Origin of the sequence: Streptomyces sp. T028, from assembly GCF_048159505.1 — a bacterium.
Taxonomy (GTDB): Bacteria; Actinomycetota; Actinomycetes; order Streptomycetales; family Streptomycetaceae; genus Streptomyces.
This window is the reverse complement of the sequence record NZ_JBLRVZ010000019.1, coordinates 258,116-271,623: the sequence shown is the minus strand read 5'-3', so window position 1 is coordinate 271,623 and position 13,508 is coordinate 258,116. Positions and strand designations below refer to the sequence as shown.

9 protein-coding genes are annotated in these 13,508 nt (G+C 71.8%); 1 reads left to right on the top strand and 8 read right to left on the bottom strand.

From position 1 onward, the window contains the following. Positions 1–23: 23 nt before the first annotated feature. From ACLZN2_RS19745 to ACLZN2_RS19735, 3 genes are all read right to left on the bottom strand, one after another. Positions 24–3,317: a GH92 family glycosyl hydrolase gene (locus ACLZN2_RS19745; RefSeq protein WP_416979811.1), complete on the bottom strand. Its 3,294-nt coding sequence runs from the start codon at positions 3,315–3,317 to the stop codon at positions 24–26. A 161-nt stretch (positions 3,318–3,478) separates the two neighbouring features. After that, positions 3,479–4,510: a hypothetical protein gene (locus ACLZN2_RS19740; protein WP_416979810.1), complete on the bottom strand. Its 1,032-nt coding sequence runs from the start codon at positions 4,508–4,510 to the stop codon at positions 3,479–3,481. A gap of 212 nt (positions 4,511–4,722) precedes the next feature. Next, positions 4,723–5,172 (bottom strand): hypothetical protein, encoded by a 450-nt coding sequence (locus ACLZN2_RS19735; protein WP_416979809.1) that lies wholly within the window; start codon positions 5,170–5,172, stop codon positions 4,723–4,725. A 311-nt stretch (positions 5,173–5,483) separates the two neighbouring features. Between ACLZN2_RS19735 and ACLZN2_RS19730 the strand changes: the two genes are divergently transcribed. Then, positions 5,484–7,166, top strand: coding sequence for a helix-turn-helix domain-containing protein (locus ACLZN2_RS19730; RefSeq protein ID WP_416979808.1), 1,683 nt, complete (start codon positions 5,484–5,486; stop codon positions 7,164–7,166). A gap of 328 nt (positions 7,167–7,494) precedes the next feature. Here the strand turns inward: ACLZN2_RS19730 and ACLZN2_RS19725 are convergent, their stop codons facing one another. The 5 genes from ACLZN2_RS19725 to ACLZN2_RS19705 form a co-directional block, all read right to left on the bottom strand. Then, on the bottom strand, positions 7,495–7,941 hold the full coding sequence (locus tag ACLZN2_RS19725; RefSeq protein ID WP_416979807.1) for a hypothetical protein: 447 nt from the start codon (positions 7,939–7,941) through the stop codon (positions 7,495–7,497). Beyond that, positions 7,941–10,610, bottom strand: coding sequence for a multicopper oxidase domain-containing protein (locus ACLZN2_RS19720; protein ID WP_416979806.1), 2,670 nt, complete (start codon positions 10,608–10,610; stop codon positions 7,941–7,943). The genes ACLZN2_RS19725 and ACLZN2_RS19720 overlap by 1 nt, the downstream gene beginning before the upstream one ends. Next, positions 10,591–11,892 (bottom strand): TIGR04053 family radical SAM/SPASM domain-containing protein, encoded by a 1,302-nt coding sequence (locus ACLZN2_RS19715; protein ID WP_416979805.1) that lies wholly within the window; start codon positions 11,890–11,892, stop codon positions 10,591–10,593. The genes ACLZN2_RS19720 and ACLZN2_RS19715 overlap by 20 nt, the downstream gene beginning before the upstream one ends. A gap of 380 nt (positions 11,893–12,272) precedes the next feature. Beyond that, positions 12,273–12,776 (bottom strand): hypothetical protein, encoded by a 504-nt coding sequence (locus ACLZN2_RS19710; RefSeq protein ID WP_416979804.1) that lies wholly within the window; start codon positions 12,774–12,776, stop codon positions 12,273–12,275. Positions 12,777–12,865: 89 nt separating this feature from the next. Further along, on the bottom strand, positions 12,866–13,171 hold the full coding sequence (locus ACLZN2_RS19705) for a DUF2249 domain-containing protein (RefSeq protein ID WP_416979803.1): 306 nt from the start codon (positions 13,169–13,171) through the stop codon (positions 12,866–12,868). Positions 13,172–13,508: the final 337 nt, after the last annotated feature.

The window sequence follows — 13,508 nt, the reverse complement described above, 5'->3', positions numbered from 1 at the left end:
GGCGCCCCGCCTCCGGGAGTCGCCTACGACAGCGTGATCGCGTACACCTCCACACGCGCGTCGTCCGGCAGCACCAGCGAGCGCATCACCTTGGCGTCGTCCAACTCCAGGGAATGGCCGAACAGCCGTACCGGCGGCCCGTCGACGCCTTGGCCGGACTTGATCCGGTGGGGCATGTCGAGGACGACGGTGCTGCCGTCGGGGGCCTGTCCGGCCCAGTCGCCGACCTGGAGCGGGACCTCGGCGCTGGTGCCGTCGGCGTACCGGACGGTCAGCCGGGTGGTCACCGGCCCGTTGTGCGACGCCGCCACCAGGCGCAGGGTGCCATGGCTGCGGGCGGGCAGCAGCAGTGTCTGGCCACGGGCCTCGACGAAGTTCGCCGCGGTGCCGGCCGGATCCGGGGCGTCGTACGTCACGCCGTCCCACGTGACGGGACCGGCGGGCGGAAGCAGCCGGGCGTCGTAGCTCCAGCCGCCGCCGTCGAAGTCGCCCTGGCCGGACTCCTCCGCGGTCGCCGTCCCGTCGTGCCGCATGTCCCCGCTCAGGTCCACCGCGCAACTCTCGTCCGCGGTCGTCGCACACTCCGCTGCCGGGCGCACCTCGACGGTGGCCTCCCGGGTGACGCGGCCGACTCCCTTCGCCTCGACCGTGACGCGCACCGGGTAGGACCCGGTGGCGGTGCCGGGCGGCACGGTCACCGCCAGCTCGACGGTCTTCTGTACGGGCAGGCGCTGGGACCGGATCCGCAGTGGTGAGCGCGGAGTCGTCTTCACCTGCCAGCCGGTCGGCGCCTCGGCCGTCACCGCGACGCGCAGCTCACCAGGGGCCTGGCCGAGGACGTCCAGGGTCAGGTGGGCGGTCTGGGCCGTGTCACCGGCCGGAACGATGTCGGCGGAGGTCCGCAGGGACGCGTCGAGGTGCCGGCGTCCGTCGGCGGCCGCCCGGTCGACCGACGGTGGTTCGGCGCCCGCGCCGGTGCCCCAGGCGGACGGCGCCGTACCGAGCCGGTGGGCCAGGGTGCCGCCGTGCGCGACCTTGTCCCAGTCCAGCCAGGTGCGCCGTACGTCCCGGCCGTCGAACGACACCTGCTGGACGTACCGGTTGGTGTCGCTCGCCCCCGGCGCGCTGATCGTCAGCGTGCCGCCCTGGCGCTTCCCGTACCGGCCGATGGTGACCGTCGCCGACTCGAACTGCGGGCTGGACAGCGCCAGGAAGCCGCCGCCGCTCATCGTCGGGTACAGGCCGAGCGAGGAGAACACGTACCAGGCCGACATGGTGCCCAGGTCGTCGTTCCCGGTCATGCCGTCGGGCCCGTTGGTGAACAGCGTCATCGCGGCGCGCACGACGGTCGCCGTCTTCGCCGGCGCGCCCGCCCACAGATACATGTACGGCGCGAGGAGATCGGGCTCGTTGTTCGGGTTGTAGGTCGGCTTGCCGTAGTAGTCGTAGGGCTGGGAGATCCAGTCCTCACGCGCCGTGCCCGCCGGGTCGCCGAGCAGCTTGTCGTAGGCGAAGAAGGAGTCGAGCCGCTTCTCGGTGGCCTTCCGGCCGCCCATCAGATCGACGAGACCGGCGGGGTCCTGCGGCACGAGCCACTGGTACTGGTACGCGCCGCCCTCGTGGAACTGGTGGCCCGCTTCGACCGGGTCGTACGGCGTCAGCCACGTCCCCGCGGTCGTACGGGGCCGGAACTGGCCGGTCGAGGAGTCCCAGAGGTTGCGGTACCACTGGCCGCGGGCCGCGAACTTCCGTGCGTCGGAGTCGTGTCCGAGCCCTCTGGCCATCAGGGCCAGGGACGCGTCCGCCGCCGCGTACTCCAGGGTGGCGGAAGCCGGGTGATCGCAGTCGCTGTCGCCGCCCTTGTCCGCGCAGTCCTTGCCCCGCTCCAGGCCGGACGGGACGTATCCGCGCTTGGCGTAATAGTCCACCGCGGAGCGGCCGTTGTACGGGGAGTCGGCGGGTGGGGTGCTGGTCGCGTTCTTCCTCAGCAGGGCGTAGGCCTCGTCCTCGTACCCGGCCAGCAGGCCCTTCGACCACGCTTCGACGAGGAACGGCGTCACCGGGTCGCCGGTCATGATGTTGGTCTCGCTGTTGGCCAGGGCCCACCGGGGCAGCCAGCCACCGTCCCTGCCGATCGCGACGACCGACAACGCGACGTCCCGGGCGACGCGCGGCTGAAGCATTTCCAGGAGCTGGTTCTGCGGCCGGTAGGTGTCCCACAGGGACAGGTTCTGATACGGCGTGAAACCGGCGGCGGTGTGTGCCTTGCCGTCGAAGCCCATGTAGCGGCCGTCGACGTCACCGGCCAGGTTCGGGTGCAACTGGGCGTGGTAGAGGGCGCTGTAGAACACCTTCTGCCGCTCCGGAGACCCACCGCCGATCCTGATCGAGGAGAGCTGTTTCTCCCAGTCGGCGCGTAGCGCGGCGCGCGTGGCGTCGAAGTCGTACGACTCCCCGGTCTCCTCCGCCAGGTTCTTCCGGGCACCGTCCGGGCCGGTGTACGACAGCCCCACCTTCACGACGACGTCTCGGTCGGCGGTGGCGTCGAAGGTCACCCAGGCACCGTTGCCGCCCTCTCCTTCCGCGTCGCGTGTGCCGGGCTCGGGTGTTGAACCGCGCCAGGTGCCGTGGTCCTTGAAGGGGCGGTCGAAGGTGGCGGTGAAGTAGACGGTGTGCCTGTCCTGTCCGGCGCAGAACTCTCCGGCGCGCACCCGTCCCTCCACGGTGCGGTCGCCGACCACGTGCACCTCGGAGTCGAACACCTTCTGGTTGGCCTTGCCGGTGTTGAACAGCACGTTCGCCGCACCGGTGGCCGGGAAGGTGTACCGCTGCCAGCCGGTGCGCGCGGTGGCGGTCAGCTCGGCGTCGATGTCGTACGTCGTCAACCCCACCCGGTAGTAACCGGGGGTGGCTTCCTCGTCGTCGTGTGTGTACGTGGAGCGGTAGGTGTCGGGGTTCACGCTGTCGACCGCGCCGGTGGTCGGCATGACGGGCAGCTCTCCGGCGACACCGCAGCCGACTCCGGAGAGGTGGGTCTGGCTGAATCCGTGGATCTTGTTCTGCTGGTAGTCGTATCCGCCCTGGCCGCCGGTGTCGGGGCTGACCTGGACCATGCCGAACGGGGCGCTCGCCCCGGGGAAGGTGTTTCCGAAGTTCTGGGTGCCGATGAACGGATTCACCAGCGCGGCCGGGTCGGAGACCGGCTCCGCGGCGGCCTCGGCCGACGGGAGCGCACCCCCCAACAGCAGGCCCGGTAAGAGCAGGCCGACGCCCACAGCGGTCGCGCGGGCCGTTATCCGTCTGAGGGACAGCCCCATCGGACAGACCTCCTTGACAACGTTGTCTCAGTTGGGGTCAGACGAGAACCTGTCATGTCGGCCCGATCGCTGTCAATGGCCCAAGCGCCGCCGTATGCGGCCGAGTTGGCCTGCTTCGAGTTGCCTTCGGAGGTGTCCGGGTCTCACGGGGACACAGGCTCTCAGTCGTCGTACTTGGTGTTCTCGCGCGGCAGGAACGCCTGGCGTGCCCAGAGGAGCAGCAGGGCCGTCCCGCCGACCATCAGCGGCACCGGGTCACGGGCGGGAGGCGCCAGGACATACCCCAGCACCATGGCCGTGCAGACCGTCAGGGGAATGAACGCCGCCGCTCCCTCCATCCCCCATCGCAACGCCCGCTGAGTGGTGCCCAGGGCGCTCGCCCCGCCAGGCACCCAGGGGCCGACAGCGGCCACGAGCAGTCCCGCGGTGACGCAGGCGTCGACCAGCCGACAGGACATCGCCTCGGGGCTGTGCGGGCCGACCGTCCACAGGCGCAGGGTGTCGCCGGCGAGCATGAGGGACAGCCCGGCGATCCCCACCCACAACGTCGCTCTCCGGTCGCTCCCCACGACACGGCTCAGAGCGAACAGAAAGCTGAGGAACACGACTTCCGCGGTCCAAAGGACACCGACCATCCCTGTCTCCAGCCGCCAGCCCTCACCGGTCCCCCGCAGCAGCACCCACAGGGTCATGAGCACGGCCCCGGCTGTGACGACCCCGTCCAGCACGCGCCGCAGCAACGCCTGCCGACCTGTGCCGTCATCGGCTGCGACCACCAGACCGACCATCCCCAGGCCGACCGTCAGCGTCACTCCGGTGACCACCATCGAACCCAGCACCGATCGCGCGCCCCGTTCCGAGGCCGGGGAGTGGCCCGAGAGCACGCTGACCGTCCCCCGGTACACACCCCCGGCTGCCGCGGAACCCCCCAACAGCAGCAGACGCGTCCGCACCCGTCCGCTCGCCCCCCACGCACGGAGCATCAGCGAGGCCGCCAGCCCCCAGCAGCCGGTGGACGGCGCGGATGCCACCATCCGCGCCGCGACACCTCCGGCCGCCCACGGCCCGCTGAGAGACAGCACCGTTCCCACGAGACATGCCACGCCCACCGCGCCCCAGGCCCGCACCCCGGTCCGACGGCCGCGGCCCGCCCGAACCCCGCGCAGGTCCGGCGACTTCTCCAACCCCGACATCAGGTGCGCCTTTCAACCCGTCCCCCGCTCACAGGGCCTCCCCTGCAGCCCCGGATGCATGCAAAGAACGTAGGAGACTCCCCACCAGCCCCGAACGGAACAAGCACCTCATTCACCCGTACTGCGTAACAGCTCGGAACCTTCCCTTCCACCAGGACGGTGGAAGGGAAGGTTCCGGCGGCCCCGTCACCGCGCGCCCTCCGCCGCGGATGTCACCCGTAGGAGACGTAGCAGTTGACGCCGTCGGACTCGCGGTAGCAGTGCGCGTTCTCGTGGTCCTGGATCTTGGTGTAGACGTTCGCGTTGACGTGCCGCCAGGAGCCGTGCATGTTCAGCCAGTAGCTCTCGTACTGCAGCGTGAAGGCGTCGGTGTCGTTCCACAGGGTCCAGCTGTACGTGCGTCCGTTCATGCTGGCGGTCCTGCAGTTGCCTCCGCCCTGGACCCAGTTCCAGGTGTTCCCGCCGCCCCAGTTCCAGATCGAGCAGTTCCCTCCGTAGCCGGCGTTGTAGTTCCGGATGTCCTTGGCGATGACGAGGTTCTGGATGCTGTCGTGGCGGATGACGTCGCCTCCGGTCACGGCGTGGGCCGGGCCGGCGTTGGCGAGGAGCAACGCGGCTCCCGCGGCGAGTGCCGCGGTGATACCCCGGGTTGATGGACGCATGATCTTCCCCCTGTGTGGTCGGTGGGATGGCGATTGATTCGGGCCGCCGAAGCAGGCGGTCCTTCCACGGCCCGACCGGTGATCAGATCGTGGGGGCAGGGATCAGCGCTCAGCAAGACCGGAGCCCGAAGATGGAACGCCTGGAACGCCGACCACGTCTCTACCTGGGGGGTTCAGGCGTTTCTGGAACACCGGCGCCCCACCGATCGCGCGGCGGGCACGGTGTCCGGCGAGGGGGCGGCGGCTGAGAGGGCTCGGTCGCGGGACCCGGACACCGTCGCCTTCCCGCCAGACAGCGACTCGAGGGGGCCATGGCCGAGACACCGGGCGACAAGGAGTTCAGCGCTGCTCTGGAGGAGCTCAAGCGACGCAGCGGACGCAGTTACCATTGGATCGGGCAGCAGGTCAACGCGAGCAAGTCCACGGTCTACCGCTACTGCGCCGGGCACAGCGTCCCGAGGGACTTCGCCACCGTCGAGCGCTTGGCCAAGGCGTGTCAGGCCGACAGGGCCGAGACGGCGGCGCTGTGCAGGTTGTGGATGCGCGCCGTTGAAACCGCCGAGGCGCCCGGCCGACCCGAGGAGACACAGGTCCTGTCCGCCGTCGGCTCCGTCGACCAGTCCGCGGACGTCCCTGTCCCGCGGCCGCCTACGCGGCCGAAGAAGAGGGAAGGCGGTAGGCGAAGACGCGTCTTCACCTACCTGGTCGCCGCCGTGGTGACCGGCCTGCTCCTGGGCACGACCGCGGCCAGTGCCGGTCCGCCACGACTGCGTGAGCTGCAGCTGCGTCACTCGGCGCAGTGGATACCGGGACCGGACTGGGTCAGTTCCCCGACTCCGGTTCCATCGACCCACTTCGGGGTCACGATCAACAGCACCACGGGCACCATGCCGTCGTTCCGGACCGGCGCTGTGCGGCTGTGGGACAGCGGCACACGCTGGGCCAACCTTGAACCGCAGCGTGGCGAATTCGACTGGTCCGTCCTCGACAGGCTGGTCGGCGGAGCCCGGCGGGCAGGCCTGCCCGCTCTCTTCGTGCTGGGCGGCACTCCGCGGTGGGCCAGTCCGAACGGCCCGGTCGGGCCCTACGACGACGACTCCCGAGCCGCACCACCGGATCGACTGGCCGACTGGGACGCCTTCGTGCGTGCCCTGGTCCACAGATACCGGGGGCGGATCGAGGCCTACGAACTGTGGGTGCTGGCCAACGACGCCCGCTTCTACAACGGCAGTGTCGAAACGCTCATCGAGATGACGCGCAGGGCCGGCCGGATCATCCGCGCCGCGGACCCGCAGGCCACCGTGGTCTGTCCGGGTATGGGCCGCCTGTGGGATCCCGACGGGATGGACGTACTGCGCCGTTTCGCCGAACTCGGCGGGTACCGCCATTGCGACGTCGCGGGCGTCAAGCTCTACCAACGCACCGCCTCCGACCCGCCGGAGACGATGCTCGACCTCACCCACAAGGTGGACGAGGTCCTGCACGGCGCCGGCGTTCACCCGCCTGTCTGGAACACGGGGACCATGTACGAGATCCCGCTGCAGGACCCTCTGGACAGCCGTCGTGCCACCAACTACGCCGTGCGTTTCTATCTCGTGGGCCTTTACGCACGCAAGGTCAACATCGAGCGCATGTACTTCTACAACTGGGGCGGGACCAGGATTCCCATCGTCCTACAGGCGGAAGGCGGATCCCCCACCGGGGCGGCACTGGCTGTCGAGCAGCTGCAGCGCTGGCTCGGCCACGCTCGGATCCGCTCCTGCTCCCATGGCCTTCCCGCCGGCCTTCCGAGCAATGTCTGGGAGTGCGAGTTCACCGTCACCGAGTCGCAGCGCGATCACCAGGCCACGATTCGGTGGACCGACACCGGTACCGCCACCACCACCGCGGGGCCGGACGTCCGGGCAGTGCGTCGGCTCAACGGCAGCACGGTCCTGGTCCAGCCCGGCGACCCCGTCACGATCACCGGAGAGCCTGTCCTCATCGAACAGTGACCGCCGCGGCGCCGTCCGACGGTGCGGCGCGTGGCTCAGAGCCTGTGTCATATCCCCGGTCGGATCAGCGCGCGGCGTCATGGGGCCCCTCCCGCGCGAGCGGAGCCGAGAGTGGGGGAGCGTGCGATCGCAAGGCGCCGGAGTGCCCTCGATGGGGGTGCCCCCGCGCGAGCGAAGCCGAGCGTGGGGGAGGAGCCACGTGGGCGTTTCGGCAACGCGGCTGGGGGTCCCCCCTCCGGGGGTGGGGGTGCCCCCTCTGGGGGTGGGGGTCCCCCCTCTGGGGGAGTGCCAGGCGTCGCGCGCCCGGCCGGGGATATGACACAGGCTCTCAGGTGGCGGGCAGGGCCGTGGCGAGCAGGACGACGCCGAGGGAGCCGACGAGGGAGACGACCGCCAAGGCGCGCGCCAGGTCGGAGCGGCCCTTGGCGTGGGCGATGCCGTGTCCGGCCGCGGCGAGCATCACCACCACGAACAGGGCGAGTTTGGTCGCGAGCGTGCGTCCGTAGCCGGGTTCGGCGAGGGAGGCCCAGGTGACTCCCCTGTGCCAGGCCATGGCCCAGCCGGTGGCCAGCTGCACGGGCAGGAACACCGCTCCGGTCAGCATCCCGAACCGGCGGCCGGCCGCGGCGGTGAAGGTGTCCTTGGCCTCCGGGGCGAGGAGGTGGCGGGCCAGCGGCAGGATCACCAGGGAGAGGGCCAGTTGACCGCCGACCCACAGGGCGGCACCGGCCACGTGCGCGAACCGCACCAGGGACCACCAGCCGACGGTGTCCACTACTCGCTCACCTCCACCATGCCGTGCGCTCCCGCCTCGGCGTGCCGCATGTCGTGGTCGACGAAGGCGTAGTGGCCGGCCTCGGGGAACGTCGTCTCGACGAACCCGCCCTGCGCCGTGGCCAGGTCCAGCACCTGTGCGCCGCCCGGGTCACCGGGCTTCAACAGGTAGGCGCCCTCCTTGTACACGGTGTCGAAGACCGTCCCGACCACGTGGAAGGCGATGCCGTCGCTCGGACCGGCCGCGACCACCCAGAAACGGGCCCGCTCACCGGCCTTCACCTTCAGGGGCTGCTGGGAGTACTGGTTGGCGACCCCGTTGAACACCCAGGCGTCCGGGGTGTTCTGACGCATCTTCGTCACCTGGGCGGTACTGCCGGGTGTGCCGAGGTAGAGCTCGGAGGACACCAGGACGTATTCGTGGTCGACCTTCGCCAGGCCCGGCGGGTCGATGACGACGGCGCCGTACATGCCGTTGCCGATGTGCTGGAGCATCGGTGACGTGCTGCAGTGGTACAGCCAGGCTCCGGCGTTCTCGGCGCGGAAGCGGTAGACGAGGCGCTCGCCGGGCTGGATCGTGCGCATGGGCTTGTCGGGGGCGAGGGATCCGGCGTGGAAGTCGATGCCGTGGCCCATGCCCTCGTCGTCGTTGACGAGGGTGATCTCGAAGACGTCGCCGACCTTGCCGTGCAGGGTGGGGCCGGGTGCCGTGCCGCCGAAGGTCCACATCTGCTGCTTCACGCCCGGGGCCACCTCCACCGTCGTGTGGGCGGCGTGCAGTTCGACCTTGTGGACCGTACCGCCGGGCGCGGGGGCCAGGTCGGCGTCGCGTGCCTGCCAGCCGGTGGAGAAGTCGGCGGAGAGGTCCAGACCGGTGTCGTCAGTGGTGCCGTCGGCGGCGGAGGTGTGTCCCTCGTGTCCGCCGCTGTCGGTCGCCGTGTCCTCGTTCACGACGATGTCCATCGTCATCCCGGCGGCCCGGTGGCCCGGCAGGGTGCACCATGCCTCGCGGTCCTCGGTGACGGTACCGAGGTCGAGTACGCGGGTGGCGCCCTTGGCGAGCATCGGGGTGGAGGGGCCGTCCTCGACCTTGAGGTCGTGGCGCTGGGCATCGGTGTTGGTGATCTTCAGCCGCAGTGCGGTGCCCGCGTCGACCTCGATCCGGGCCGGGCGGATGCGCATGTCGGCCAGGGTGACGGCGACCGTGCGGGAGGTGCCGGCGCCCGCACCCGTCGTCCCGGCGGCGCTCGCCCCGCCGCTCGTGTCCCCGCCGCTGTTCGCCACGAGCACGGCCAGCACGGTCACCACGGCGCCCGCGACGGTGCCCCACAGGACGGGGCGACGCGACGTACCGGACACCCCGGCCTGAACCGTGCCCTGAACCGTGCCCTGATCCGTGTCCTGATCCGTGTCCTGGAGGAGACCCCGTCCGCCGCGGACCAGCACACGCACCACCAGGGCGAGGAACGCGACCCCGCCCGCCCCGGCCGACAGCATGCCCGCCGTGCCGAAGGAGCCGGGCAGCGGAAGCGCGAGCAGGGCCACGCCGAGGTTGAGGACGACGAGCCGTGGCACCCAGAACCGTTCGAGCACCGCCCGCAGCGCGGCCCGTTCCTCGGGACCGGTGGAGAGCACGATGGGCAGCAGGTAGGTGAGGGCCCCGATGAGGACCTGCGCCACGAGCCCGACGAGCAGGACCGGAACCAGGGACCCGATGTCGTCGACGCTCTCGGCGAGCGGCCGGGCCGCCAGCAGCACCAGGTCCACGACCACGCCGACGACCAGCCATCCCGCGGCGGCGGCCAGCGTCCATGCGGCGGCCGCCGAGATCGCGGGCCGTCGGCGAACCGTCCGGACGAACAGGTGCGCGGCGACGGCCACACCCACCGCATAGCCCGCGACACCGGTGACGGCGGCGGGACGCCATCCGGCCGACAGCCCGGCGACGGCGGTCAGCAGGCCGCCCCCGGTCAGCACCAGCACCCATCGCGCCAGCCGGGTGGTGCGCTCGGCCATGCGCACGCCCAGCACGGTGGGCCAGAGCATGAACAGCGTGCCCAGCACGGGCAGTCCGATCCAGCCGAGGAGGGTGACGTGCACATGGGCCAGCTTCAGTCCGGTGTGGTGCCCGGGTCCGGCCCTGCCGGTGGCCAGGAGCCAGCCCAGCACGGCGCCGACGACCAGTGCCGCCGCCGCGGCCCGGTAGTAGTCGGCGATGGGGGCGAGCCGTCCGCCCAGCGCTCCCCGGCCCATCCGGACCAGGACCACCAGGTGCGCGCCGATCGCGGTGACCAGCAGCGCGCACCCGACGCCGGTCAGAGCGGTCCGGTCGGCCCACACACCGGTGAACACGCCCACGGCTCCGGCGTTGACGCCGGCCAGCCGGGCGTCGCTCCAGCGCCGGTCGGGCAGCGGGGCGTGGAGCATGGCCACGGCGAAGTGCTCGCTCCACACCACGATGGCGGTGGTGGCGGCGCCCAGCAGGAAGAGGTGGATGGCCAGCCAGCGGGCCACCGGCGTCTCCTGGGCGACGGCCGCCAGGAGCGCGAGCACCGCCCAGGCCGCGACCAGGAGGTGGGCGGTCAGGTGCCGGCCGCGCAGGCCGGACGCCTTGAACCGGTTGGGCGGAGCGCCACCGCCGACGGCCGGGTCATCGTGCTTGCGGTACATGGTGCTCCTTGCCGCCCGCGGCGGCGGTCGGGCAGGGACGAGCGGGCGGCTCGGTGTCGGTGCCGCCGCCCAGCAGCGCGGCCAGTTCCCGCCGGCGGGGGAAGGAGCCGGGGACGTAACCGCACCACGGCTCCTCGGCGTACGGGTCGCCGGTGACGCCGTACGCCCGGGACCGCGAGCCGCCGCAGACCCGGCGGAACTCGCACGCACCGCACCGGCCGCCCAGCCGGTCGGGGTCCCGCAGGCCGGTGAACAGCTCCGAGGTGCGGTAGATCTCCGTCAGCGGTGTCTCGCGCACGCTTCCGGCGCCCAGGGGCAGGAAGCCGCTCGGGTGCACGGTGCCGGTGTGCGAGACGAAGACGAAGCCGCGGCCGGCGTTGACGTCCAGGGGCGGGCGCCGCACCCGGCGCGCTCCGGCGTCCAGCCCCAGTTCGGCGGCCCGCTCGCGCAACTCCCGGTACAGCGGGCCGAGTCCGAGCACCGCCACGTGGTCGTCGCCGGCGGCGGCGAGGATCTGGCGCTGCATCGCGACGCGGCGGAAGTGGTGGGCCTCGGTGGTCTTGGCGGGCACGGTCAGGCCGACGTCGTAGACGAAGTTGAGGACGTCCTCCACCTCACCCGCGGTCAACACGCCCAGGCTGCGGCCCCGGCCCGTGGGCACGAGGAAGAAGGCGCTCCACAGCATCGCCCCGTGCTCGGCGACCAGGCGGACGACGTCGGGGAGGTCGTGCAGGTTGTGCCGCGCGACCGTGGTGTTGATCTGCACCTTCATACCGAGGGCGCGGGCGGTGTCCCAGGCGTCCAGGGTCCAGCGGAACACCCCCGGCACGCCGCGGAAGGTGTCGTGGACCTCGGCGGTGGAGCCGTCCAGGCTCAGCGAGAGCCCGACCGCGCCCGCCGCGTGCACGTCCCGCAGCCGCCCGGCGGTGAGCGTCGGGGTACCGGACGGGGACACCGCGACCCGGACCCCTGCCTCGCGGCCGTGAGCGATGAGTTCGGTCAGGTCGGGACGCTGGAACGGGTCGCCACCGGTGATCACGAACAGCGGGGCGGGCTGCCCGAAGGCGGCCACCTGGTGCAGCAGGTCCTTGGCCGCGGCGGTGTCCAGCTCACGCGGGTCGCGCGCGGGCACGGCCTCGGCGCGGCAGTGCAGGCAGGCCAGCGGGCAGGCCCGGGTGGACTCCCAGATGACGATGAACGGCCGTTCCCCGGCGTCGTGCCGCTGGCGTCGGATGGCATGGACGGCCTGGCTCGTCGCGCCGACCGGTACGGCGGCGCTCATCGCCCGGCTCTTCCCAGCGCCCGCGGGCTGTGTCCGGCCGCCCTGGAGTCGGGGCAGACGAGGCGGGCGGCCGGGCGGTGTCCGGGCCGAGGGACCAGGGCCCTGGCCGTGCGCGGCGCCCACCGCGAGCGGCAGCGGTGGAATCGGCCTTGTGGGCGGTCGACGTGGTCGTGCACGGGGGTACCTCCGGATCGGTCGCCGTCAGCCTCCACCGGCGGTGGTGGTCGGCGCGGCGGCCGGTGGTCTTCTTCAACAGGGCCGACGGTCCCTTTTCGCGGCGCGGCGCCGGGGCCGGACGGGTCCTCGGAAAGGCGACGCCGCGCGTGGGATCCCCTGCGGCAGACGGGAGTCCAGGCCCGTCCGGGTGCGTCGCCGCACGGTCAGGAGCGGCTCGGCGCGCGGGGAGTCAGGGCGTCCGCGGTGGCCACCAGGGCGACACCCAGGCCGGTCAGCGCGGTGCCCAGGCCGGTGACCAGGGTCGTGAGGTGCCATGCCTGGTAGGCGGACATCAGTGAGCCGCGCAGGGACTGGCCCATGAACGCGGTCTGACGCAGCTTCGCGAGCTTCTCGTCGTCACCGCCGGTGGCGTGCAGCTCCGCGGTGATCTCGGCGTAGGTGCGGCCGCCGGTGGCAAGTGCGAGGTTGCCCTTGATGAACTCGGCGTAGGCGTGCGCCTCGGGGCCGGTCTCCACGGGTCGGCCGGCGTAGGCGGCGAGGTCGGCGGGCAGGCCGTGATGGGGGAAGGTGATCTTCTGGGCGGCCAGTTCGGTGCGGATCTCCTTCCTGCCGCTACGGCCGCGGTACACCATGACCGGTCCGGCGACTGCGAGGGCCGTACCGACCGTCCCGAGCAGAGTGCCGGCCAGGCGGTGCGATCCGTCCATGACGTGTCTTCCTTCTTTCCTGATGTGTGTGCGGGTACCGCGGCGAACTTCGGACGAGCGGTCGGGCTTCGGAGCCGTCGGGCTTCGGATCAGTGGTGGCTGAGCCGCAGCCGCCAGCTCTCGGGGCCGCGTTCCAGGTACTCCACGGCGAAGGCTCCCGGGCTGCGCTGTTCGATCTGCGCGAGCAGGGGCAGCGGGTCGTGCGGGGCGACCAGCACCATCGCCGTTCCCACCGGTACGGCGTCCAGGGCGCCGAAGACCGTGGCGTGGCGCAGCGCGTGCGGAACCTCCCGCACATCCAGCTCGGGTTCGGCGGTCTCCTCCGCGCCGCCGCAGCCGCAGACCCCGCCGCAGCCGCCCGTCTCCTCGATCTCCTCGATCTGTCCTTCGCGCATGTCCTGTCCTTCCTCGGTGTCCTGATCTTCCGGGGCGCCCCCGCTGCCCGTACCGCTGCCCGGGGCGTCGGCGACTCCCTGCGTCGAAACCCCGGTCTTCAGGAGCTTGTGCAAGACCGTGGGCGGCACACCGTCCCTTCGCTGGTAACCCCAGGCGGCAACGGGCCGTGAAGCAGAAAGCCCGACCCGTGAGGGAAGGAATCCCCGTCGTTCACGGCAGGGGAAGAGGTCAAGGCGGTGTCTCCAGCGGGTCGCGGTCGGCTCGGCCGACCGGTGCGGGTGTAGGGCGTCTCAGGTGTCGGCACCGGAGAGGGGACGCTGGGCGTCCGGCCGCGAG